This window comes from Corallococcus caeni (genome assembly GCF_036245865.1).
Classification (GTDB): Bacteria; Myxococcota; Myxococcia; order Myxococcales; family Myxococcaceae; genus Corallococcus; species Corallococcus caeni.
The window spans coordinates 198,352-221,009 of the sequence record NZ_BTTW01000010.1; the positions used below are offsets into that span (position 1 = coordinate 198,352).

Here is a 22,658-nt window from a genome sequence, read left to right on the forward strand (position 1 = left end):
ATGGACGCCCCCTCCTGTCTCACCCCTTGGGCGGCGTCACCGCGAGCGGCTGGTACGTGCCGAAGCTCCAGATGTTCCCCTCGGGGTCCAGCGCGCTGAAGTCCCGCGAGCCGTAGTCCGTGTCGTGCAGTTCCATGGCGATGCTCGCGCCCGCCGCCTTCGCTCGCGCGTACAGCGCATCCGGGTCCGTCACCACCACGTAGATGCCCTGGTTCTTCAGCGGTACCTGGTTCGACGCGGCCATCTTCAGCCGGCCACCCTCCGCGCCGCCAAACATCACCAACCCGTGGCCCAACGTCAGCTCCACGTGGGCCAGGGCGCCGTCAGGCTTGCGGTAGACGACGCGCTCCTCGCAGCCGAAGGCGTGCTTCAGGAAGCGCAGGGCGGCCTCCGGGTCCGCGTAGTGGAGGAAGGGATAGATGCTGGGCAGGGGCATGGACATGGCGAGGTCTTCCTTTCACCGCGCATCCTGCCCATCCCCCTCCGCCGCTTCTTGTACGGATTTCACCTGCGAGCCAGATTCGAAGCCCCCCGCGTCGGGGAGCGAGCGGCGCAGCAGGGCGGACGGCGGTCCCCCGGTGAACTGGCGGAAGTCCCGGTTCAGGTGCGCCTGGTCGAAGTAGCCCAGCTCCACCGCCAGCTCCGCCCAGCGCACCGGACCTCCCGCCTTGATGCGCTCCACCGCCCGGTCGAAGCGCAGCAGGCGCGCCAGCCTTCGCGGAGGCAGCCCCACCTGCTCATGGAACTGGTGGATGAGGTGCTTGTGGCTGTGGCCCAGCTCACCCGCCAGCGTGGCGATGTCCACCTGGCCTCCCGTGCGCTGGATGCGCTCCACCGCCCACCGCACCCCGGCCTCCACCCTGGGCCCGCGCTCCACGCGCTGGAGGAGGAAGGCGTCCGCGCGAGCAAAGCGCGTCTCCCAGTCCGGCGCCTCCTCGAGCTGCTCCACCAGCCGCCGCGCCTCGCCTCCCCACAGGTCCTCCAGGCCCGTCACGCGGTGAGACAGCTCGTGCATGGGCACGCCGAAGACACTCCGGGCGCCCAGGGGCGTGAGGTTCACCTGGAGCCCGTGGGACACGCCGCCGTGCTCGGTGGTGCTCCAGCGCTCGTCCAGGCCCGCGACGAAGCCGGAGCGGTGGCGCGTCACCCGGCCCGCGTCGTCCAGGTGCTTCAGCAGCGGTCCGAACTCCAGGATGAGCACCACCTGCACGCCGGGCAGTTCCTGCCGGCGCATCGGCTGGGGCATGGCCTCGCGATAGCCGCAGTAGTCCCGGACCAGCGGCGCCAGCGCCGGCGGCGGCGTGGCCAGCGCCATCTCCCAACCGCCCCGCTCGGACGCGTGGCGCACCACCCGGACGCGATGCATGCGCAGGACTATTTCGAGCCCTTGCGCAGGAAGTCCAGCAGGGCCGCGTGCCACTTCTCCGGCGACTCGAAGTGGGGGATGTGGCCCACGTTGGGGAGCTCCACCAGCGTGGCGCCCGGGATGGCGGCGGCGGTCTTCTTCCCCAGCGCGGGGTACTGCCCCAGCTTCGGCAGGAGCGCGGGCGGCACGCTGCCCTTGCCCACCACGGTGCGGTCCTCCTGCCCAATCACCACCAGCGTGGGCACCTTCACGTTCGGGAACTCGTGCACCACGGGCTGCTCGTAGATCATCGTCTGCGTGGCGGCGGAGACCCAGGCCAGGCGCGGGTACTCGCCGCTGAGCGTCTGGCGGTAGAGGACCTGGACGTATTCGTCGTACTCGGGCTTCCACTTCACGTAGTAGCCGCGCTGGTACTTGCGCAGCCCTTCCTCCGTGGCCTGGAGGTTCTCCTGGTAGAGGTCCTCGGTGGACTTCCACGGGACGCTCTCGCGGTAGTCCTCCAGCCCGATGGGGTTCTCCAGCACCAGCTGCGTGGTCACCTCCGGGTACATCAGCGCGAAGCGCGTCGCGAGCATGCCGCCCATGCTGTGGCCCACCACCGCGGCCTGCTTCACGCCCACCTCCTCCAGCACCTGCCGGGTCAGCGACGCGAGCGTGTGGAAGCTGTACGCGATGGCCGGCTTGGACGACTTGCCGAAGCCAATCTGGTCCGGCACGACGACGCGGTAGCCCGCGCCGGTGAGGACGCGGATGGTGTCCTTCCAGTACGCGCCGAAGAAGTTCTTGCCGTGCAGCAGCACCACCGTGCGCCCGTTGGCGTTGCCCGTGGGCTTCACGTCCATGTACGCCATGCGCAGGTCCTGGCCCTCCAGCTTGACGGGCAGGAACCGCATGGGGGCAGGGTAGGGGTAGCCCTCCATGCCCAGGCCCAGCGCCTCTGGCGCGCGTTTCGCTTCCTGCGCGTTCGCGGCCGGAGCGGAGAGCAACAGGGCGGAGAGCAGCAGGGCGGGGACGCGGACGGAGGACATGGGGTCTCCTGGAAGGAACGGGACGCGCGGGAACGGCAGTGTGACCGGGACATTCCCCCGCGTCGCGGATTTCAGAGCGCCCCGCCCTCGCGGAGGTTGATGCCGTATTCCAGGTAACCCTTGAGGCAGAGCATCATGTGCATCCAGCCGCCCGCGTTGTCGTAGGACGCCTTGATGCCCTTCTCATCCGGCTTCCATCCGGACTCGCTGATCTTCACCATCGTGTTGCCCGCATCCAGCGGCACGAAGCGCATCTCCACGCGCGTGTTGTAGCCGCCGTCCGCGGGCCACTCGAAGACGATGCGCTCGTTGGGGACGACCTCGCGCGTGATGACGTCGAACTCGCCCGGCGCCTCCGCGAAGCTCCACTTCACCGTCGCGCCCTCGGCCAGCGGACCGCTGCTCGTCGTCACGAAGTAGCCGCTCAGCTTCGCGGGGTTCACCACCGCCTCGAACACCTGCGCCACCGGCTTGCGGATCTTCAACTGCACCTGGAACTTCGGCTCCATGGGGCACCCCTGCCGTGAACTGGTCCGGGCCTCGAAATAGGTTATATAAATATAACATGTCAAGGAGCGACCGGGACGACCTCATCTTCAAGGCGCTGGCGGACTCGCGCCGGCGGTCCATCCTGGACCTGTTGAAGGACGCACCGCGCACGACGGGGGAGCTGTGCGAGCACTTCGAGGAGACCCTGGACCGCTGCACCGTGATGCAGCACCTCAAGGTGCTGGAGAAGGCGGAGCTGGTGCTGTCGCACAAGGAGGGGCGGACGCGGTGGAACCACCTCAACGCGGCGCCCATCCAGGACATCCACGCGCGGTGGATCAGCGCCTACGCCACGCACGCGGTGAAGCTGCTGACGAAGCTGAAGCGGGACCTGGAGGAGGACTGACGGCGCGTCAGTGCGCGCTGTCGGAGAACGGCTGGACTTCCGCCTGGGCCAGGGGCTCGTTCTCGAAGCGCGCGGGCTTGAGCAGGCGCGTGGTGAGCACCAGCGCCAGGAAGATGGCCGCCGCGCCGATGGTCACGAAGCGCAGGTTCATGCGGTCCGCGAGCGCGCCCAGGAACCAGACGCCCAGCGCATAGCCCGCGCCCAGCACCATGCTGTAGAGGCTGCCCATGCGCGCTTGCAGCTCGCGCGGCACGCGGCCCTGGCAGGACGCGCTCAGGCTGCTCATCAGCACCAGGTAGTTGGCGCCGAGGAAGAAGATGCACACCGCGGCCACCTGGAGCGTGGGCGCCAGCCAGTACACCCCCGCCAGCACCGCGATGGTCGCGGCCGAGTAACCGCGCAGCTTGCGCTGCCCGAAGAGCTCCGCGAGCGTGCCCACGCCCAGCGCCGCCGTCACCGCGCCCGCGCCCTGGCACGTCACCAAGAGCGACGTGGCCGCCGCGCCCTGGCCCAGCTCGCGGATGGCGAACACCGGCACCAGGCCGATGAAGGGCGCCACCAGCGCGGCCACGAAGAAGGTGGCCGCAAGCACCAGCGAGATGTCCTCGTCGTCGCGCGCCACGGTGATGCCGCGCCGGATGCCGTCCCAGAGCGGCTCACGCTTCGCGGCCGCGTCCCGCGCGGGCGGCACCACGCGCCACAGCGCCACCAGCACCGCGAAGAAGGACAGCGTGTTCGCGAGCAGCGCCCACGCGGGCCCGCCCGCCTGCAGCACCACCGCGGCCAGCGTGGGGCCCAGGATGCGGCCCAGGTTGAACTGCGCGGAGTTGAGGCTGGTGGACAGGTGCAGGTCTTCCGGCGGCACCAGCTCCGCCAGCAGCGCGGAGAAGGCCGGATAGGTGAGCGTGCTCACGCACCCGTTGAGGAACGAGATGACGCCGATGATGGACACCGACAGCTGTCCGCGGAACGCCAGCACCGTCAGCACGGCGGCGAGCGCCGCCTGGAGGATGGCGCCCAGCCCCGCATACGCGCGCCGGTCGAAGCGATCCGCCAGCGCGCCGCCCACCGGCGCGAGGATGACCGCGGGCAGGAACGACAGCGCGGCGACGGCGCCCGTCCATTCGGCCCTGCCCGTGGTCTGCGTGACGTACACGCCCATCGCCACCGTCTCCATCCAGGTGCCGATGTTGGAGATGAGCGCGCCCAGCCACACCGCGAAGTAGCCGGGGGAGTCGAACGGGCGCAGCGAGGTCAGTCGTGGGAGTCGATGGGCAGGCACGTCGGAGTCTGTCTTAGCGCACGCCGCCCGCTCGCGCCTTGCACGGCGCGGCACGCTTGGAGGCGCAATGAAGCGCATGGCAGCCCAGGCAGCAGCCCGGCTTCAACGAAGCGCGCATTCCCTGACGGCGGGGCGCGATGCGTGACATGCAAAACACCCACGGAGGCGGCTTTCCGTGGGTGCGGGTGCGGCGTTGTCGTGAAGGCGCGGCGCTACGGCGCGGTGCTGGAGGCCGTGACGGGCGACTTGCGCGGAGAGAGGCGGCCGTCGTCGGCGATGCGGGCGCCCGTGTCGGGGAAGTCCTCGGCGGTGAGCTTCTTCACCAGCGAGACGACGTTGGCGTCCGGGTCCGGCTGGGTGATGCCTTCGCCCACCTGCTTCGTGGGGAGGATGCGGCCGGTGGAGAAGCGGCCGTTCGCGTCCAGCTCCACTTCGAGGATCATCCCCAGGCCCTGCGGACCCTTGAGGTTGAAGCGGCCGTAGGTGGCGAAGTTGCCCATGGAGTAGGCGATGAGGCGGCCCTGGTAGAACTCCATGGCGCGCGCGACGTGCGGGCCGTGGCCGAGCACCAGGTGCGCGCCCGCGTCCACCACCGCGTGGGTGAAGGCGCGCAGGTCGCCGCGGTCCTCGCCGAAGAACATCTCCTTGCCGGGCGGGACGTGCAGGGCCTTGCCGCCCTCCGCGCCGCCGTGGAAGGACACGATGACGATGTCGTGCGTGGCGGCGGTCTGCTTCACCAGCGCGGTGGCGGTGGGCAGGTTGTTGAGGTGGTTGCAGCCCGCGGACGTGTGGAAGGCCACGAGGCCAATCTTCAGGCCGTTGCGCTCCAGCGTGGCGACGCTGCCCGGCGGACCGCTCCAGGCGATGCCCAGCGCGTCCAGCGTGGACTCGGTGGCGCGGCGGCACTCCTCGCCGAAGTCGCCGGAGTGGTTGTTGGCGGTGGAGACCACGTCCACGCTGGCCTGCTTCAGGTACTCGCCGAAGGAGGTGGGGGAGCGGAACGCGTAGCAGTTCGCGGGCGAGCGGCACTTGGTGGTGCGGCCGGTGTCGCAGAGCGGCCCTTCCAGGTTCACGAAGGTGAGGTCCGCGTCCTCCAGCAGGGGGCGCACGGCCGCGATGACGCTGCCGCCGCCCTCGGGGGGCAGGTAGCCCTCCGGCACGGTGGTGCCGAGCATCAGGTCACCGGCGGCGCGGATGCGCAGCTTCGCGCCCGGGGGCGGGGGAGGGCGGGGCGTGCTGTCCACGGGCTGCGCGAGCTTCGCCTGGAGCGCGGCCTGGTTGCGGGCCTGGGTGAGCGCGCCCTCCAGGTCGGGTTGATTGGGATTGAGCGCGCGCACCTGCGTCCACTGCGTGAGGGAATCCGCCCAGCGGCCTTCCACGGAGTAGGCCCAGCCCAGCTCCCAGCGGCAGTCGGCGCGGGAGGGCGCGGCCTGCACGCACGCGGACAGCTCCGCGATGGCGGTGCGGGAGTCCTTGGACTGGAGGGCGGCGACGCCCCGGGCGTAGTGCTCGTCCGGGTTGCCCACGGCGAGGCCGGGCGCGGCGGCCTTGCCGTGCATCGCGATGGCGGCGGCGCGCAGGGCGCCGATGCTGGCCTCCACGGCGATGCGGCCCGCTTCGGAGAGGGAGTCTGTCTGGCTTTGCGCGCCGCCCGTGGCCGGCACCGTCTTCGACCCGGGGGGCGACGACGGAATGGACTCGGCGAAGCCCGCGGGCATCCGCATGGAGACGGCCGAGCCGTTCCGCGTGGCCCCCGAATCTCCCATCGCGCTCCGCACGGACGCGAGGCCCGCGGCTTCCAGCTGTCCGGCGCCCCCGTTCCGGAGGACGGAGCGCACGGAGGCCGTGCCCGCTTGGGTGAGGCGGGCGGCGCTGGAGGACTCGGCTGTGGAGAAGTTGGGGACGGACGCGGCGGGCGCGGCGAGCGCCAGCATCAGCAGGACGGACGGGGGGGCCATGGCCCGCGCATCTTACGGGATGGGACGGGGGCAGGGGCGCCACCCACGGGCCCGGTTCACCAGCAGCCGGGCAGGCGACACCCCCACACCCCTCCAAGGCCTGGGTCCGCCTACCCCAGCGCGTCCAGCAGCATGGAGCCCCGGCGCTGACGCGGCAGCAGCCGGAAGTGCCTCAGCTCCTTGCGCTTCACCCGCCGCTCCAGCGCGCTGTGCAGCGACAGCCGCCCCGGCCCGCGCATCAGCGTCCCCAGCGCGATGGCGATGAGCGCCACGTTGAACTCGTAGCCGCCCTTGGTGATGTCGAAGCCGTTCTTCCGGTGCACCTTCGCGATGGCCATCGCCTGCGTGACGATGACCGACACCGCCGTGAACCGCGTCGCGATGCCCAGGATGGAGCTCACCCCGGCCACCAGCTCCGTGATGCCCGTGGCCAGCAGCCATGTCTTGCCGGGCTTGATGCCCAGCTGCTCGAACATGCCCGCTTGCTCCTCCATGCTCTCCTTCTTCAGCTTCGCCAGGCCGTGGTGGATCATCGTCGCGCCCAGCGACAGGCGCGGCGGCAGCAGCGCGGCCGACTTCAGCAACGACGGTTGTTCGTTCAGCATCGCCACGTTCATGGGGCTCTCCTCGTCGGGACGCAGGCGTCCTGTGGGTGAAGTGCCCCATACGTTGTGACGCATCCGCTCATCCGGCCCCGACGCTCGCAGGTCCCCACGCCCGGCGGCCGGGCACTCAGCCCCCGTCCCGCTCCGCCAGCGGCACGTCCATCAGCGCCGCCACCTCCGCGCTGTACCCGCCGGGGCCCTCGCCGTGAACGATGAGCGGCGCACGTACAGCCAGGCCCCGGTCCTGGTCCCGCAGCGCCTGCACCAGGAAGCGCGTGGCGGGCGCATCCACCCGCGCGTGCACCGACCGCAGCACCCGGGGGAACAACCGCGCGCCCGCGAGCACCCCCAGCACCTCCGCCAGCCGCGCCGCCGGATACACCAGGCTCACGCCCCCGCCCGGCCGCAACGCATGCCGCGCCGCCGCGACCACGGAGGGCGCGTCGCACGCCACCTCCGACTTGGACACGGCCCGCTCCGCGTCCGGGCTCACCACGCCCGCCTGGGCCCGGCGGAACGGCGGGTTGGACACCACCTGCCCGTAGGCCCCGGGCACGAACAACGTCCGCGCCTGCCGCAGGTCCCCGAGCACCGGGCGCACCCGGCCCTCGCACCCGTTGAGCGCCACCGCGCGCGTCAGCCGCGCGTGCACCGCGGGCTGCAACTCCAGCGCGTCCACCGGGCCCGCGACGCCGAACTGCTTCACCAGCAGCAGCGACACCACGCCGCTGCCCGCGCCCAATTCCAGCACCGGCCCCGGCAGGTCGCCGCCTTCCGTGGCCGCGAAGTGCGCCAGCAGCACCGCGTCCAGCGTGAAGCGGTAGCCCGTCCGGCGCTGGAAGACGCGCACGTCCGCGGTGCCAATGGAGTCCAGCGTCTCGCCGTCCTCCAGCACGTTCAGCGCGCGCCGTGCATCCGCTCGGCCACGTCCAGCACGCGCGCCTCGCAGGAGACGCCGTCCAGGTGGCTGGCCTCCACGAGGCCCGTGGGGCTGGTGACGTTCACCTCCGTGAGGTAGTCGCCCAGCACGTCGATGCCCACCAGCGTCAGCCCCTTCTCCTGGAGCGCGGGCTTGAGGCGCTTGCAGATGTAGAGGTCGCGCTCGGTGATCTGCGCCTTCATCGGCGTGCCGCCCGCGGCCATGTTGCCCCGGTGGTCCGCGTCCGACGGCACGCGCAGCACCGCGCCCACCGGGTCTCCATCCACCAGGATGATGCGCTTGTCGCCCAGGCGGCTCTCCGGCACGTACGCCTGCGCGAGGATGGGCTCCTTGCCGCCCTGCGTGAGCAGCTCCACCATGGAGCGCGCGTTGCGGTCCCCCGGCGCGAGGAAGAGGATGCCCTTGCCGCCGAAGCCGTCGATGGGCTTCAGGATGGTGCCCTGCGCGTTCTTCGCCGCGAACTCCAGCACCACGGACAGCTCCCGCGTCACGCGCGTGTCCGGCATCAGGTCCGGGTAGTTCAGCGTGAAGAGCTTCTCGTTCGCGTCGCGGATGCCGGACGGGTTGTTGATGAAGATGGGAGAACGGTCCGGACACAGCTCCACCAGCTGCGTGGCGTGCAGATAGTCCGCGTCCACCGGCGGGTCCTTGCGAAGGAAGAGCACGTCCAGCTTCGACAGGGGCCGCACGTCCTCCGCCAGCACGTCGAAGTGCTGGCCGACCTCGCGCCGCACCTTGACCCGGCGCATGCGCGCCTCCGAGCACCGGCCGTTGAAGCGCAGCCACCCCTGTTCGAAGTAGTAGACGTCGTGCCCCCGCCGCTGGGCCTCCAGCATCAGCGAGAACGTCGTGTCGTGGTCCACCCGCACGCTCTCGAGCGGGTCCATCAGGAAGCCTAGGGAGAGGGCCATGAGGGGGCGGAAGATAGCGGACCGCTTCCGCCCGTGCCGCTCCTTCGAACGCCCCTTCGTCCAACCTGGAACTCAGCGGCCCGGCAGCTCCCTCAGCTTGAGGTTGAGGCGCACGGGCTTGCCCGCCTCCACCGGCACGGCGAGCACCCGGCGCTTCTTGTCCGCGCCCACCAGGACGAGCTCCGCCTGTCCCACCGGCAGCGAGCGCTTCACCAGCGGCGCGCGGCCCAGGGACTTGTTGTTGAGGAAGACCTCCGCGGGCTCGTCCAGGAAGAGCGTCACCTCGCCCTTGCTCTTCCGGCTCCGGCCGCCAGGCCGGTTGGAGTCGTCCCGGTCCTTCGTGCCCGGGTCCCTGTCCTTGGAGTCCCTGTCCTTGGAGTCCTTGTCCTTGTCCTTGTCCACCGCCGCGGTGGCCACGCCCGCGTCGGGGACGGGGGGCTCGCGCGGCCGGAGGGGGACCATCGCGCCCAGGCTCTCCGGGTCGGGAGGCGGTGTCTCCTCGGCCTCCAGCAGCTTGGTGAGCCGGAACGCGCCGTAGGCCAGGCCCAGGAACAGCGACAGCGACAGCAGCGCCCAGACGACGCCCAGCCTGGAGCGCGCCACCGGGGGCGCGGTCTCGTCGCTGCCGGACTCCTCCGCGCGCAGCTTCGCGATCTCCGCCTTCTTGCGCGCCTCCACCACGCTGAGCGCGGTGGCCTTGCGCTCCGGCAGGTAGGGGCCGTCATCCTTCTGGAGCGCCCGCTTCGCGGACGCCAGCACCTGGCCGCTCGTCGTGACGTCCGCGCTCTCCAGCAGCGAGCGCGTGGCGGCCATGCGCTCCGCGAACAGGCCCTTCATGAGGGCGGCGCGCTGCTCGGCGTCCATCAGCTTGCCGCCGGCCGCCTTCTCGATGGCGCGCGCCATGTCCCGCCCGGACGGGTAGCGGCGGTCCACGTTGCGCTCCAGCGCGCGCATCACCACGCGGGAGATGTCCTCGGAGATGTGCGGCAGCAGCACGGACGGCCACGGGATGGCGTCCTCGAGGATCTTCACCATCTCGTCGCGCTCGGTCTTGCCCGCGAAGAGCCGCTCCCCGGTGATGAGCTCGTGCATCACCACGCCCACGGAGAACAGGTCGCTCCTGCCATCCAGCGGATCGCCGCGCACCTGCTCCGGGGACATGTAGCCGGTGGTGCCCTTCACCGTGCCGACGCTGGTGCGCTCCAGGCTGTTCTTCGCCTTGGCGATGCCGAAGTCGAGCAGCTTCACGGTGCCGTCGTACGTCACCATGATGTTCTTCTGCGCCACGTCGCGGTGGATGACGGGGCTCGCCTCGCCGCCGGGGGTCGTGAAGGTGTGCGCGTAGTGCAGCGCCAGGCACACGTCGCGGGCCACGGACAGGGTGAAGGCCAGCGGCACCGGCTGGCGCTTCTTCAGGCACGCGCTGGTCACCTGGTTGAGGTTCTGCCCGCCGATGAACTCCATGGCCAGGTAGAGCCCGTCGTCCTCCTCCCCCAGGTCGAACACCTGCGCGATGTTCGGGTGGTTGAAGGCCGCGGTGATGCGCGCCTCGTCCAGGAACATGCGGACGAACTGATCATTGGAGCGGGCGTCCGGGAGGATGCGCTTGATGACCACGTACTTGCGGAAGCCGCCCGGGCCCGACGTGTAGCCCAGGAACAGCTCCGCCATGCCGCCCACGGTCAGCTGCGTGAGCACCTCGTACTTCCCGATGCGCTCGCCCCGGTGGAAGTCGATGAGTCCATCCTCCAGCGCCATGAAGGATGGCGCCCGCGTCGTGAAGAAAGCCGGGCCGGACCATAACAGGGCTGTTGCATCCGGGGTCCTTCCTTGCCGGTGCGCGCCGGCTCCAGGCCCCCGAGGTCCCTGTGGATCACCTGTGGATGGTGTGGACGGACCTGTGGACAACCCGTGGCACCGGAGCGACGCTGTGGATGCCCGGGGATAACCGCCAATTTGCCCACATGTAGCAGATCGCCGATTCGTGAATGAATCCGGAGGCTTGCTGACTTGTCCCCAACTCCGTGCCCCCTACTGCTTCCACCAGTTGATCAATACTCCAATTAGACTGGTGAAAAGCAGCAGGGCCCGTGCACAAGTCGGAAACCGACAGGGCTTCCCGGCGGGGACACGCTGCTACAGGAGCGTGGCGCGCAGCCGCTCCAGCAGGCCGGGCAGGTCCTGGAGCAGCTGCCGGTCCATCTCCTCCAGCGCGGCGCGGAGCATGACCAGGTCCTCCGGCTCCCGTTCGGCGGACACCATGCGGTGCAGGCTGCGCAGGCGCTGGTTGCGCATGACCAGGCGGGCGAGGGTGTCGTCCAGCTCCTCGGCGAGCCCGGCGTCCAGGTGCAGCTCCTGGCCCACCAGCTCCCGGAGCTGCTCCACGCGGTAGGTGAGCTCCCAGCTCTCCTCGTAGCCCGCGCGCCGGGGCACCATGGGCCCATACGTCCACCGCTCGTTCACGGTTCCTCTAGTGCGGCCGGGGCCGGGTGAGGCCCGTCAGGGACAGCCGGGTGCGCGTCGGGTCCAGCTCCACGTGCATCCGGCAGTCCGCCACGTCCAGGCGCAGGGTGTAGGGAGGGCAGGGCGTGTGCCCCGAGTGCTCCTCGGAGGCGCGCGCGCCCATGCGGAACAGCTCGGCCAGCACCGCCTGTCGTACCTCCGCCGACAGCCCGTTCACCGTGGACTGGACGCCCCGGGCGATGAGCACCGTGAACGCCTGCAATCCTGGAGAAACGTGCGGAGGGCCGGCCAGGGTCATCCCCGCGCCCGTTGCCAGAACCGTACCCTGCGACAGGCCTGTCGTTCCGGGGGGTTGGAAGGGCTCGAAACCCTTGGGGCTGAAAAAAACTCAGGCATTGAAGTGCCCAATCCTGAAACCCCGGGGGGTGGGGTGCCGTGGGACAGGGGGATGGAGAGGGGTGCTATAGGCAGCAGGCAGGAGGCACGATGGCGCGCGCGCGGACGGTGGGCAGTGGGGGCCTGACGGGCCTTCCGGAAGCTCCAACGGGCTTGCGGGGGGTCGCCCCCTCGTCGCCCAGGGGCCTGGCAATGGCCCTGGCTGCCCTCCTGGCCTTCGTGGGCGCCTGCCGGGAGGAACCCCCGCTGACGGGCGCCCGGAGCCTCCTGCGGGTCTCCCAGGAGTCCGTGGTGTTCCCGCCCAGCTACCCCCAGGTGGAGCGGGTGGTGGAGCTCCGCGTGGTGAACGCGGGGCGCACGACGCTGGACGTGGACTGGACGTCGCTGGCGGCGCCCTTCTCCGCGGCCGGGCTGCCCGCGCGGATGGCGCCGGGCGAGGTGCCGGTCCGGCTGTCCTACCGGCCGGAGGCGGCGGGCGTGTTGACGGCCACGCTGGTGGGCCGGGCGCCCGGGGGCGGGGAGGTGCGGGTGGAGCTGCGCGGGGAGGCGAACCCCTTCCCGGACTGCCCCACGCCGGTGGCCTGCCACACCTCCACGTTCGACGTGACGACGGAGGCGTGCGTGGAGGCCGAGGAGCCGGACGGCACGGCGTGCGACCCGGGCAACGCGTGCATCCTGGGCGCCACGTGCACGGCGGGGCGGTGCAAGGGGACGGAGCGCGTCTGCGACGACGGCGACGCGTGCACCACGGACGTGTGCAGTCCGCTGGACGGCTGCACGTCGGTGCCGGCGCCGCCGTGTCCGGGGGACGGGAAGTGCCAGGTGGGCGCGTGCGACCCGAAGGTGGGGTGCACGCTGGCGAAGGCGCAGGACGGCACCTTCTGCGGCCCGGAGCGCGGCTGTGACGCGGCGGACGTGTGCCTGGACGGGACGTGCCAGCGCCGCGACCCGCCGGACAACTTCACGTGCGCGCCGGCCAGCCCGTGCCAGGGACCGGGGAAGTGCAGGGGCTCCGTGTGCGAGCGCCCCGCCGCGACGGCGGTGGTGCCGGACTGGACCTACGACGCGAAGTCCAACGGCGAGGCGCTGCATGACCTCTTGGTGGGGCCCACGGGGGACGTGACGCTGGTGGGCTTCTTCGTGCCGGCGCTGCTGGACGCGGCGGGCCCGGTGCCGGTGCGCGCGAGCGTGGCGGGGCGCCGGTGCATGCTGTGGAACGACCGGCTGTTGTGCATGGACCTGCCGGGCTCCGGGCAGGTGTCGCTGCTGGACCGGGTGACGGGCGCGCCCCGGTGGACGTTCGACCTGGCGGCGGCGCGGCCGGACTTCACGCAGGGGCTGACGACGGTGTTCATGGCGCGGCTGGGGGTGATGCAGCCGGACCGGCTGGCGGCGCTCTTCGAGGCGTACCCGTCCGGCACGGCGCGCGACACGCTGTGCCGGCGGTACTTCCTGGTGGTGCTGGATGCCTTTGGCGGGATGGTGTCCGCGCAGGCGCTGCAGGATCCGCTGCTCGCGGAGTGCAACCACCCGCACCCGTACGGCGTGGCGTCCGACGCGGCGGGGGATTTGTACGTGGCGTTCGGGCAGACGCAGAACGTGGGGGCGCCGCTGTATCCGGGGGCGCCCACGCTGCTGATGGCGTTCTCGCAGGACGGGGTGCCGCGCTGGCGCAAGACGGAGGCCTTCGCCGCGGGCGAGCTGGCCATCGTGAACGGGCTCTTGCTCAACGAGCGCTCCACGCAGGCGCTGAGCACGCAGGACGGGCAGGCGGTGGGCTCGCGGACCTTCCCCCGGGGGCTGGGCCGCGCGCTGGCGACGTCCACGCACGTGATCCCCTCTCCGTCCGAGGACGACACCGTCGGCGAGTGGCGGCTGGAGGGCTACGCGTTGCCGAATCTCACGCCGTCCTGGACGCATGCGTTCCAGGGGTGGCCGGGGCCGGTGGCGCCGGAGGTGCGGCTGGCGAGTTGGACGTCATGGCCCGGGCAGCCGCCGGAGACGGTGGTGCTGGGCACGGGCCTGGATGCCCGGGGGCCGGTGCTGTTCGCGGTGAGCGCGAAGGACGGCAGTGAGGTGTTCCAGTGCCCCGTGTCGAACGCGGCGACGCCCGCGCAGTTCCTGGAGCTGGGGCCGGACAGCGTGGTGATGATGGACAGGGCGACGACGTGCGGCGAGTGCGATCCGCCGTACGCGTACAGCCAGGCGCGCTTCCGGCGCTTCCCCATCCCCGGCCTGAAGCCCGCGGAGGAACCCTGGCCCGGAACGTTCGGCGGGCCAGGGCACGACCATCACGAGGACCCGGTGCGCGGGCGCTGAAGGCCCGCGACGTGCGTCACGGCGTCAGCGCGGTCCAGTCGCTGTTGGGCACGGAGACGGCGAAGTTGTACGTGCCGTTGGTCCAGCACAGGCCGTAGGGCCCCAGCTGGCTGCTGTTGCTGGTGGTGAGCGCGGGCCATGCGCTCACCGTGTAGACCTGGATGCCGGAGGCGCGCACGCGCGGGAACGCGGGGCAGCGCTGCGCCACGTCCATCAGGTAGTGCGACTCCCACATCGTCCAGCCCGTGGCGAAGCCGGAGTTGCCGCAGATGGGCGTCAGCTTCTCCTCCCACAGGCCTTGCGTGAAGTTGTAGAGCAGCCCGTGCGCGCAGCCGCCGCCGTCCTTGTAGACCTCCGTGAAGTAGCGCTCCTCGCCGTCCAGCACGCGCACGTACTTGCCCTTCCACGTCGCGTCCATGCCCTCGAAGGTCTGCCAGCCCGTGGCGCCGTCGAAGCCGCAGTGGTCCCAGAAGCCGTGCGCGTGCGCCGTCGTCGCCATGCCCGAATAGCGCCAGTGCGCCGTCACCGTCTCCACGCACACGTTGCCCGCCGGCATGTGCGTGGGCGCATAGATGGTCGTCCCCACCGCGTTGTCCGGGATGACCAGGTCCGTCTGCGCGTCGTTGGCCGCGAAGATGCCCTGGCCCTGGTTCACCCAGAAGCCCCGGTCCCCGGAGCCCGGGAAGATGTCCGGGATGGGGTCGCGCGGCCGCGGCCGGCTGGAGCGCTCCGGCAGCCGCGCCGCCGCGCCCTTCAACACCTCGTTCGCCTGCGGCTGCGTGTTGGGAAGCGCCCGGCCATGCACCGACTCGTCGAAGGGCTCCGGCGCCGCCGTCAGCTCCTGCCCCTCCGGCACCGGCACGCCGTACGGCAGATGGACGGTCGCGTCCTCCGCCAGCACCGGCGCGCCCACCAGCCCCACCACCACCGTCACGGCCTTCCACGACGTTCCACGCATGTGTCGTCCCTCTCGGTTGGAGTTGAGAGGGATTAAAACAGATTAAGCAGTAAAATTAGCAATAGTGGATTACCGCCGAGTGGCCAGGTCCAGGATGCGCCCCTCGCGCAGCGTCCCGTCCGCGTCCTGCGTGAGGGGCAGGCCCACCGCGGTGACGTCCCCGGGCCGCGTGCGCGTGCGCCAGGCCAGCCAGGCGCAGAGCGCGGCGTCCAGCTGGTCGTGCGTGCACGTCCCCGCGTCGCTGAAGCGCAGGCCGGCGGACTCCAGCAGGGCCTGCCTCCGGGCGCGTCCTTCGGGCGAGGCCTTTGCCCCCAACTTCTCCACAGCCAGCGCGCGCCAGGTGGCGCCGGGGAAGGCCTCGAAGAGGCGCGCGTGGGACAGCGCCGGTGTGTCCAGGTCCAGCATGGGCACCCGGGCCTGGGCCCGCAGCGCGGCGAACAGCAGCACGCTGCCGCGCACGAAGCCCGCGAAGGGTGCTCCGGGCAGGGGCAGCGCGTCCGGCGTGCGGCCCGGAGCTCGCAGCTTGCGCTCCGCGTCCCGCACGCGCTCGCCGGGGTTCGCCAGCGCCTGCGGCCCGTCCACCACCGCGACGTCGCCGGGCTGGAGGGCGAAGGCCTCCGCGAGCGCCTCCGGGTCCAGCCCGTGACCCGGCCGTGGCGCGGGCCAGACGCGCTGGGAGAAGCGCACGCGGCCGTCCCCGTCCACGACGGCCTCATCCACGGGGCGGGGGGCGCGGGCGAACGGGTCCGTCAGGTCCCAGCCCACGAAGCGGAGCGCGTCCGTCATCGCGTGCCTTCCTGCTGCGGGGCCGTGCACCGGACGTTAAGAGGGGCCGCCTTCACTTCCACCCAAGGTGACACGCACATGCACTACCGTCCGCTGGGCCGCACCGGCCTGTTTGTCTCTGAACTGTGTTTCGGCGCCATGACCTTCGGTGGCGAGGGCTTCTGGAAGAACATCGGGCAGCAGGGACAGGCGGAGGCCGACGCGCTGGTGGGCCGGTGCCTGGACGCGGGCATCAACTTCTTCGACACCGCGAACGTGTATTCGTACGGGCAGTCGGAGGAGCTGCTCGGCAAGGCGTTGGCGGCGAAGCGGTCGCAGGTGGTGCTGGCCACCAAGGTGCGCGGCCGCATGGGCCCGGGCCAGAACGAGGTGGGCCTGTCGCGCTACCACATCTTCGACTCCGTGCACGCCAGCCTGAAGCGCCTGGGCACGGACCACATCGACCTCTTGCAGATCCACGGCTACGACGCGGCCACCCCGCTGGATGAGACGCTGCGCGCGCTGGACGACCTCGTGCGCGAGGGCAAGGTGCGCTACCTGGGCGCGTCCAACCTGGCCGCGTGGCAGCTGATGAAGGCGCTGGGCCTGAGCGACCACCGCGGCCTGTCCCGCTTCGAATCGCTCCAGGCGTACTACTCCATCGCCGGCCGCGACCTGGAGCGGGAGCTGGTGCCGCTGATGAAGGACCAGCAGGTGGGCCTGATGGTGTGGAGCCCGCTCGCGGGCGGCTTCCTGTCCGGCAAGTACCGCCGCGGCGCCGAAGGCCCCGAGGGCGCCCGCCGCACCGCCTTCGACTTCCCGCCCGTGGACCGCGAGCGCGCGTACAACGCCATCGACGTGATGGACGCGGTGGCGAAGGAGACGGGCACCACCGTGGCGCGCGTGGCGCTCGCGTGGCTGCTGCACCAGCCGCACGTCACCACCGTCATCCTGGGCGCCAAGACGCAGGCCCAGCTGGACGACAACCTGGCCGCGTCCGAGCTGCGCCTCAGCCCCGAGCAGCTCTCGAAGCTGGACGCCGTCTCCAAGCTGCCCGCCGAGTACCCCGGCTGGATGGTGGAGCGTCAGAACGCGGACCGCTTCCCCCCGGCCCGCTGAGCCCGTTGCTCCCGGAGTCCCATTCGTACGGAGTTTTCCATCATCGCTGGATGGACCCGACCCGCTGCGTTCCCACGACGCACCGTGTGAGCGCGGTGCGTCTGCCCCTACGCCTTGTCTGGGACGGCAGGCGCCGCATGACGCGGGAGCGCCTGCGAGTCCGATGGCGAAAGACACCGACGGTGTTTGGGATTGGGACGGACTTCCAATATCTTGGGGACTGCGAAGCGTTCGGTCACTCGAGCGCGTTCCATGGGGCCCACGCGCCTGTCCGGCAGCACACCTGTGCGGTCGGCATCCACGTGGAAGGAGCACGGTCGCCCGGATGACCTTGGAGGTCCGGTGTGCGGCGGCTCTGATGCTTCATGGGGGGCCTGTCCGGGCCCCGGGTCACTCCCGGGGCCCGGGTAACCTTTCCCGGTGCCGAGCGGCTAGTTCGACGTGTCCAGGCGCGAGCCGCCGCTGACCTCCAGGTCGGCGTTCTGCGGCCGCTTCGACAGGCGGATGATGCTGCCGCCGGACGCTTCGCCCGAGACGCTGTCGGAGGCGTTGGCCTCCACGATGGCGCCGCCGCTGGCGTCCACGTCCAGGGTGGTGACGCCCTGGAGCTGCTGAGCGTGGAGCTGCGAGCCGCCGCTGACCTCGGCATCCAGCTCCCGCGCGCGGCCGGTCATGGTGATTTCGGCGCCGCCGCTGGCCTCGGCGTCCACCTTCTTGGCGTCCACGCCGCGCACGGTGAGCACCGCGCCGCCGCTGGCCTCGGCGTCGAACTCGTCGGACGCGGTGACGTCGGCGTTCATGCGGCCGCCGCCGCTGACCTCCACATGGTCGATGCGGGGCGAGGACACGATGATCTTCACCCGGCCGTTGAGGCCGCTCCAGCCCTTGCGCTCCACGCGCGTGGTGAGGATGCCGTCCTCCACCTCCAGCTGGATGCGGGAGAGGTTTTCAGAGGAGCCCTCCAGGCGGACGGACTTGGGGCCCACCTTCACCTCCGCCTGCATGCCGTGGCCCACGGAGACGCCGTGGAAGTCCGCCACCTGGCGCGTCTCGCCCGAGCCCTGGGAGGGCTTGGTCGCGTCCTCCGCGTGGGCGGTGCAGGCGGTGGTGGCGAAGCAGCAGGCGGCGAGCAGGGAAAGCGAGGACATCCTCATGGTCGGCTCCGGGCGAAGCGCGAGGACGTGGAAGCACGTCCGGGCGGAATGCCTCGAGTACGGAGGACGCCGTAGGACGATTGCGTGAGGGAGGCGGAACCTGTCCGACAGTCGGACCGGTTCAGGGATTGGCCAGCAGCTCCAGGGGGACCCGGACGGAGGTGGTGTCGTCGGGTTTGATCTCCACGAGGAGCTTCAAGGGCCGGCCGGTGCCATCCATCAGCTTCAGGGTGTGCCTGCCCACCGGGAGGGCGACCTTGGTGAGGGGGGTCTCGCCCAGGGAGCGGCTGCCCAGGGACACGCGGGCGGAAGGTTCGGTGACGAGGGTGAGGAAGCCCTGGGGCGCGGCCGCTTCGGCGGCGGTGTCGGGCGGGGCCGGGAGGTCGGCTTCCGGGGCGTCCGCGGGCGCGGCGGCGGCGGTGCGGGGCTTTCCGCGGGCCGGAGCGGTGACCGGGTCGCTGGGGTCACGCTTGGTCTTGCGGACGGCGGGCCGGGTCTTCGCCTTCGGGGCGTCTGCGTCGTCAGTGGGCGGGGAGCCGGGGTCTTCGCTGGGAGGCGCCGGGTCCGAGGGCGCGGCGTCGGTGGGAGGCTCGGCCTGGGCCACCGCGGTGGAGGGCTCCGGCGCGGCGGGTTCGGTGGGGGCGGGCTTCCGGGCCTCGGGCTCGGCGGGAGGGGGCGGTGGAGAAGTTGTGGAGGAGTTCGCGTCGGGCTCCGGCGCGCGCACGGAGCTCCACAGCGAGGCCACGCGGCCACCGTCCAGTCCCAGGGCGACGGTGATGCAGAGGCCCGCGACGCCGAGGAGCACGACGCCGGCCGCGATGAGTCCGCCCATGCGGCGGGGGGCGGGGGCTTCCGCGAGGAAGTCGTGAGGTTCGGTGGGGCGGACGGAGGCGCGAGCCGGGGTGTTGCGGGCGGGGGGCGAGGACTGTTTGCCGCGGGAGGAAGGCGAGCGGCGGACCGCGGGTGTCGTCTCCGGAGCCTCTTCGGGAGGCAGGGACGGCACGCGGGAGATGGCTGTCTCGTTGTCGTTCAGCAGGGCCTGCGGCGCGGCGTGGGGCTGGGTGACGCGGAGGCTGTCCTGCGTGGAGGACCGTGAGGGCCGGGGCCGGGAGTCCTCGGAGCTGTTGCTCGAGGCGTCGCGACCGGCACGGGACCGTGCATCGCCGGTGGATCCGTGCGAGGCCTCGCGAGGAGGACGGGGCCGCGAGTCTTCCGCGCCGCCAGTCGAGGCATCACGAGCCGGACGCGCGCGCCCATCGTCGGCGGATCCGTTCGAGGAATCGCGAGCCGATCGGGCACGCGCGTCCTCAACGGATCCATTCGAGACATCGCGAGCCGAACGGGCACGCGCGTCCTCGGTGGATCCATTCGCTGCATCACGAGGCGGACGGGGCCTCGCATCCTCACCGGGCGCGCTGAAGGCTTCACGCGGCGGTTTGGGCCGTGCGTCCTCGGGGGGCACGTTGAGGGCCTCACGCGGCGGACGGGGCCGCGAGTCCTCCGCATCCCGTGCGGCCCTCGCTCTCGGCTCCTCGGTACGGGCCTCCGCGGCCTCACGTCCGGAGCGCGCACGCGGATCCTCGGAGTTGTTGCCAGCGTCCCTCGCGGAGCGCTGCCGCGAATCCTCCGGCGCCCCGTTCGCCGCATCCCGAGCGGATTCGCGTCCACTCCGGGCCCGGGGCTCGTCGGGCGGCGCGACGAAGGTCGGAGGCTCCTTCGGGTGACGCGCCTTCGGCTCCTCGGGAGGCTGGGCCCCCACGCGCGACAGCGGCGTGAGGATGGTCTCACCCTCTGCGTATCCGGGGGACGTCGTGACCTGGGACGCCGTGATGCGCAGCGACGAATCCAGCATCACCGGCGGCAGGGACGGCTGGGTGCGCACGCCCGGTTCGGAATCATCCGGCCGCGCGGACATCTCATCCGTGGGCGGAGCCGCGACCGGAGGCGGCGACACCCGGCGCGAGGCAGGCGGCGGCGCGGGCTTGCGGACCGCCAGCTCCTCCGTCGTGTTGCGGCGGCCCGTTGCCAGCGCGGGAGCCGGAGCCGCCTTCGCCGGAGCGGGAGCCCTGGGAGGAGCCGCGGGCGCGCGAGGTGGCAGCGTGGAGGAGATCTGCGGCAGTGCCCCCGCGGGCGGCACCGCCACCGGCTCCGGGACGTCCGCGCCCCGGGCCAGCACCTGCGCCACCTGCGTCTCGCTGGAGGTGCCATCCCCGGTCGACTGCCCGCTCATCAGCAGCAGGCGGGTCTGGTCGCGGCGCTCGGCGAACAGGCGCAGCATCAGCTCGCTGCTCTGTTCCGGGTGCCAGATGCGAGGGCCCACGGCGCGCTCGATGGCGCGGGCGAACTCCAGCGTGGTGCCGTAGCGGTCCTCGCGCCGCTTCGCGAGCGCCTTGAGGACGATGGCGTCCAGCTCCGGCGGCACTTCCTTGTTCACGCGCGAGGGCGGAGGCACGTCCCCGCTGAGCACCGCGTTCATCATCGCTTCGGCGCTCTTCGCGTAGAACAAGCGCATACCGGTGAGGCACTCGTGCAGCACCACGCCCAGGCTGAACAGGTCGCTGCGGGCGTCCAGCGGGTCGCCCATGATCTGCTCGGGGGACATGTAGCCGCTGGTGCCCTTCACCATGCCCACCTGCGTGCGGCTCGCGCGCGCCAGGCTCTTGGCGATGCCGAAGTCGAGCAGCTTGGTGACGCCCTCGTACGTCACCATGATGTTCTTCTCGGCGACGTCGCGGTGGACGACGGGCGAGGGCCGGCCCAGCGGGTCGGTGAAGCTGTGCGCGTAGTTGAGGGCCACGGCCGTGTCGCGCACGGCCATCAGGCTCAGGCCCATGGGGATGGGCTCGTGGGCGGAGCGGCACGCGCGGGCCACCTCCACCAGGGTGGCGCCCGGGACGAACTCCATGGCGAGGAACAGCTCGCCGTCCGCCACGTCCAGGTCGTACACGTGGGCGATGTGCGGGTGGTTGAACGCGGCCGTGACCTTGGCCTCGTCCAGGAACATCCGGACGAACTCCTCCTCGCCGCGGATGTCGGGGAGGATCTGCTTCAGCACCACCATCTTGCGGAAGCCGGCCAGGCCCTTCTGGGCCGCGAGGAAAATCTCCGCCATCCCGCCTGTCGACAGGCGGCAGAGCACCTCGTACTTGCCCAACACCCGGCCGCGGAACCCGTCCGGAGTGAGCGTCAGCGTCGTCCCAGCCATTGAAGGGGTCCGACTCTACACCGGGGCAGGCACCGGCGCGAAAGGCCCGGACCCCCGTTTCTGGCCGGATGCCAGGGTTTACGGGGAGCTACCGACAATCATGCGGCGGGGGAAGGGGGCAGCAACTCACGGACCTCGCGGGCGAAACCCGGCACGCTGCGCGCCAACCCGCTCAGGAGCCTCGTCAGGGAGAGGGGTGGATTGCGCAGGGCCTCGGCCTGGGCCCGGAGCATCTCCAACACCGTCTCGGGTGCCTGGCTGAGCAGGTGTTGAAGGAAGGTGTCGGGGTCCTGGGCCTGGAGCGTCGCGGGCAGGTGTTGCTTCTCGAAGTCCCGCAGGTTGTTCGTGACGAGCGTCTGGGCGCCCACGTGGCCCGCGGCGGCGAGGACGTGCCGGTCCTTCTCATGGTGGGTCATGGAGGCGATGAGCCCCTCATGGCCTGTCACCATGGCCTCGGGAAAGGCCGCCTTCATGGCGGCCACGCGCCGTGCGGCCTTCTCTTCCGGCAACCCGATGGCCTTGACGAGGTTGCGGCGCGTCTCCTCGAGGATGAGCTCCGTCCAATGAATCTGGATGAGCCCTTCATGCGCCGCGCTCAACAACGTGTCGCAGACGGTGAGGGGAATCAGGACGTTCGCGTCGAGGACGACAGGAAACGGAGCATGAATCACGGGGTGGGGCGTCCTCGCGATCCTCAGTCGAGCTCGGGATAGCCCCCGGCGTCCTGGCTCTCGCGCATCATCGCGTCGAGCTGGGAGCGGCGGTCGGACTTCTGCCGTGCGCGGTACTCGAGGACGTCCTTGCTGTAGACGCGACGATGGGTGCCCGTGCGGTGGAAGGGGATGCGGCCCTCGTCGAGCAGCTGCACCAGGTACTGCCGCGAGACGTTGAGCAGGTTCGCGGCCTGCTGGGTCGTGAGCTCCTTGTGGACGGGGACCACGGTGACCGCGTCCCCCGACGCGAGGATGGCGAGCAGCTGCTGCATCAGCGCGAGCACCTCCGTCGGCAGCGGCACGGATTCATGGTTGGGCCCCAGCAGTGAGAAGAGCGGGTGCCCGCCACCCTTGTCGCTCAGCTCCCGGGTGATGAGCTGCGCGAGCTTCCGCACCTGCTCCAGCGTCACGTCGCTGGCGGCGACAGGCTCCGACGCCCGGGGCGGAAGGTCATTGGCGGTGGGCGAAGTCACGGGGTGCCTCCAGGCGCGGGCCATCCGGAATCATGGCCATATCCAACGCAAACGCAAGGAGACCCCATGAACGTCGTCAGGATGTCACCCTGACAGGCGTCCCAACCG

Annotated in this window: 21 protein-coding genes; 3 read left to right on the forward strand and 18 right to left on the reverse strand. The window is 71.3% G+C overall.

Going from position 1 to position 22,658, the window contains the following annotated elements; translation table 11 throughout:
* Window positions 1–19 precede the first annotated feature (19 nt).
* From AABA78_RS33790 to AABA78_RS33805, 4 genes are all read right to left on the reverse strand, one after another.
* Window positions 20–442, reverse strand: coding sequence for a VOC family protein (locus AABA78_RS33790; protein WP_338269522.1), 423 nt, complete (start codon window positions 440–442; stop codon window positions 20–22).
* Window positions 443–457: 15 nt separating this feature from the next.
* A complete protein-coding gene (locus AABA78_RS33795; protein ID WP_338269524.1) occupies window positions 458–1,366 on the reverse strand; it encodes an AraC family transcriptional regulator in 909 nt (302 codons plus the stop codon).
* A gap of 8 nt (window positions 1,367–1,374) precedes the next feature.
* Window positions 1,375–2,394 (reverse strand): alpha/beta fold hydrolase, encoded by a 1,020-nt coding sequence (locus AABA78_RS33800; protein ID WP_338269526.1) that lies wholly within the window; start codon window positions 2,392–2,394, stop codon window positions 1,375–1,377.
* Window positions 2,395–2,465: 71 nt separating this feature from the next.
* The gene (locus tag AABA78_RS33805; RefSeq protein WP_171418708.1) at window positions 2,466–2,903 is read right to left on the reverse strand and encodes an SRPBCC family protein; all 438 of its coding nucleotides are present in this window, start codon (window positions 2,901–2,903) and stop codon (window positions 2,466–2,468) included.
* Between the two features lie 56 nt (window positions 2,904–2,959).
* Between AABA78_RS33805 and AABA78_RS33810 the strand changes: the two genes are divergently transcribed.
* Window positions 2,960–3,289 carry a metalloregulator ArsR/SmtB family transcription factor gene (locus tag AABA78_RS33810; protein WP_338269528.1) on the forward strand — a complete coding sequence of 110 codons (330 nt, stop codon included), beginning with the start codon at window positions 2,960–2,962 and terminating at the stop codon, window positions 3,287–3,289.
* Window positions 3,290–3,296: 7 nt separating this feature from the next.
* On the opposite strand, the gene AABA78_RS33815 is transcribed toward AABA78_RS33810, so the two are convergent.
* The 8 genes from AABA78_RS33815 to AABA78_RS33850 all read right to left on the reverse strand — a co-directional run bounded on the left by AABA78_RS33815 (window position 3,297) and on the right by AABA78_RS33850 (window position 11,746).
* On the reverse strand, window positions 3,297–4,571 hold the full coding sequence (locus AABA78_RS33815) for an MFS transporter (RefSeq protein WP_338269529.1): 1,275 nt from the start codon (window positions 4,569–4,571) through the stop codon (window positions 3,297–3,299).
* Between the two features lie 212 nt (window positions 4,572–4,783).
* Complete coding sequence (locus tag AABA78_RS33820) at window positions 4,784–6,529, reverse strand: CapA family protein (RefSeq protein ID WP_338269531.1); 1,746 nt, start codon at window positions 6,527–6,529, stop codon at window positions 4,784–4,786.
* Window positions 6,530–6,639: 110 nt separating this feature from the next.
* Window positions 6,640–7,146 carry a DoxX family protein gene (locus tag AABA78_RS33825; RefSeq protein ID WP_338269533.1) on the reverse strand — a complete coding sequence of 169 codons (507 nt, stop codon included), beginning with the start codon at window positions 7,144–7,146 and terminating at the stop codon, window positions 6,640–6,642.
* A gap of 115 nt (window positions 7,147–7,261) precedes the next feature.
* A complete protein-coding gene (locus AABA78_RS33830; protein ID WP_338269535.1) occupies window positions 7,262–8,029 on the reverse strand; it encodes a tRNA1(Val) (adenine(37)-N6)-methyltransferase in 768 nt (255 codons plus the stop codon).
* Between the two features lie 2 nt (window positions 8,030–8,031).
* Window positions 8,032–8,985 carry a glutathione synthase gene (gene gshB, locus AABA78_RS33835; RefSeq protein ID WP_338269536.1) on the reverse strand — a complete coding sequence of 318 codons (954 nt, stop codon included), beginning with the start codon at window positions 8,983–8,985 and terminating at the stop codon, window positions 8,032–8,034.
* Between the two features lie 72 nt (window positions 8,986–9,057).
* On the reverse strand, window positions 9,058–10,743 hold the full coding sequence (locus AABA78_RS33840; RefSeq protein WP_338269537.1) for a serine/threonine protein kinase: 1,686 nt from the start codon (window positions 10,741–10,743) through the stop codon (window positions 9,058–9,060).
* Between the two features lie 378 nt (window positions 10,744–11,121).
* Window positions 11,122–11,448: a hypothetical protein gene (locus tag AABA78_RS33845; protein ID WP_338269539.1), complete on the reverse strand. Its 327-nt coding sequence runs from the start codon at window positions 11,446–11,448 to the stop codon at window positions 11,122–11,124.
* Window positions 11,449–11,455: 7 nt separating this feature from the next.
* On the reverse strand, window positions 11,456–11,746 hold the full coding sequence (locus tag AABA78_RS33850; protein WP_338269541.1) for a hypothetical protein: 291 nt from the start codon (window positions 11,744–11,746) through the stop codon (window positions 11,456–11,458).
* 290 nt (window positions 11,747–12,036) lie between these two features.
* Here AABA78_RS33850 and AABA78_RS33855 point away from each other — a divergent pair, with 290 nt between their 5' ends.
* Window positions 12,037–14,163 carry a tenascin-X gene (locus tag AABA78_RS33855; protein ID WP_338269542.1) on the forward strand — a complete coding sequence of 709 codons (2,127 nt, stop codon included), beginning with the start codon at window positions 12,037–12,039 and terminating at the stop codon, window positions 14,161–14,163.
* A gap of 16 nt (window positions 14,164–14,179) precedes the next feature.
* On the opposite strand, the gene AABA78_RS33860 is transcribed toward AABA78_RS33855, so the two are convergent.
* A complete protein-coding gene (locus AABA78_RS33860) occupies window positions 14,180–15,121 on the reverse strand; it encodes a hypothetical protein (protein ID WP_338269543.1) in 942 nt (313 codons plus the stop codon).
* 69 nt (window positions 15,122–15,190) lie between these two features.
* Window positions 15,191–15,907, reverse strand: coding sequence for a DUF429 domain-containing protein (locus AABA78_RS33865; RefSeq protein WP_338269544.1), 717 nt, complete (start codon window positions 15,905–15,907; stop codon window positions 15,191–15,193).
* 78 nt (window positions 15,908–15,985) lie between these two features.
* Between AABA78_RS33865 and AABA78_RS33870 the strand changes: the two genes are divergently transcribed.
* Window positions 15,986–17,005, forward strand: coding sequence for an aldo/keto reductase (locus AABA78_RS33870; protein WP_338269546.1), 1,020 nt, complete (start codon window positions 15,986–15,988; stop codon window positions 17,003–17,005).
* Window positions 17,006–17,436: 431 nt separating this feature from the next.
* Here AABA78_RS33870 and AABA78_RS33875 read toward each other — a convergent pair whose 3' ends face one another.
* The 4 genes from AABA78_RS33875 to AABA78_RS33890 form a co-directional block, all read right to left on the reverse strand.
* Complete coding sequence (locus AABA78_RS33875) at window positions 17,437–18,153, reverse strand: head GIN domain-containing protein (protein WP_338269547.1); 717 nt, start codon at window positions 18,151–18,153, stop codon at window positions 17,437–17,439.
* A gap of 127 nt (window positions 18,154–18,280) precedes the next feature.
* A complete protein-coding gene (locus AABA78_RS33880) occupies window positions 18,281–21,364 on the reverse strand; it encodes a protein kinase domain-containing protein (protein ID WP_338269548.1) in 3,084 nt (1,027 codons plus the stop codon).
* Window positions 21,365–21,462: 98 nt separating this feature from the next.
* On the reverse strand, window positions 21,463–22,035 hold the full coding sequence (locus AABA78_RS33885) for a VapC50 family PIN domain-containing toxin (protein ID WP_338269550.1): 573 nt from the start codon (window positions 22,033–22,035) through the stop codon (window positions 21,463–21,465).
* A 23-nt stretch (window positions 22,036–22,058) separates the two neighbouring features.
* Complete coding sequence (locus tag AABA78_RS33890; RefSeq protein ID WP_338269552.1) at window positions 22,059–22,550, reverse strand: helix-turn-helix domain-containing protein; 492 nt, start codon at window positions 22,548–22,550, stop codon at window positions 22,059–22,061.
* Between the last annotated feature and the right edge of the window lie 108 nt (window positions 22,551–22,658).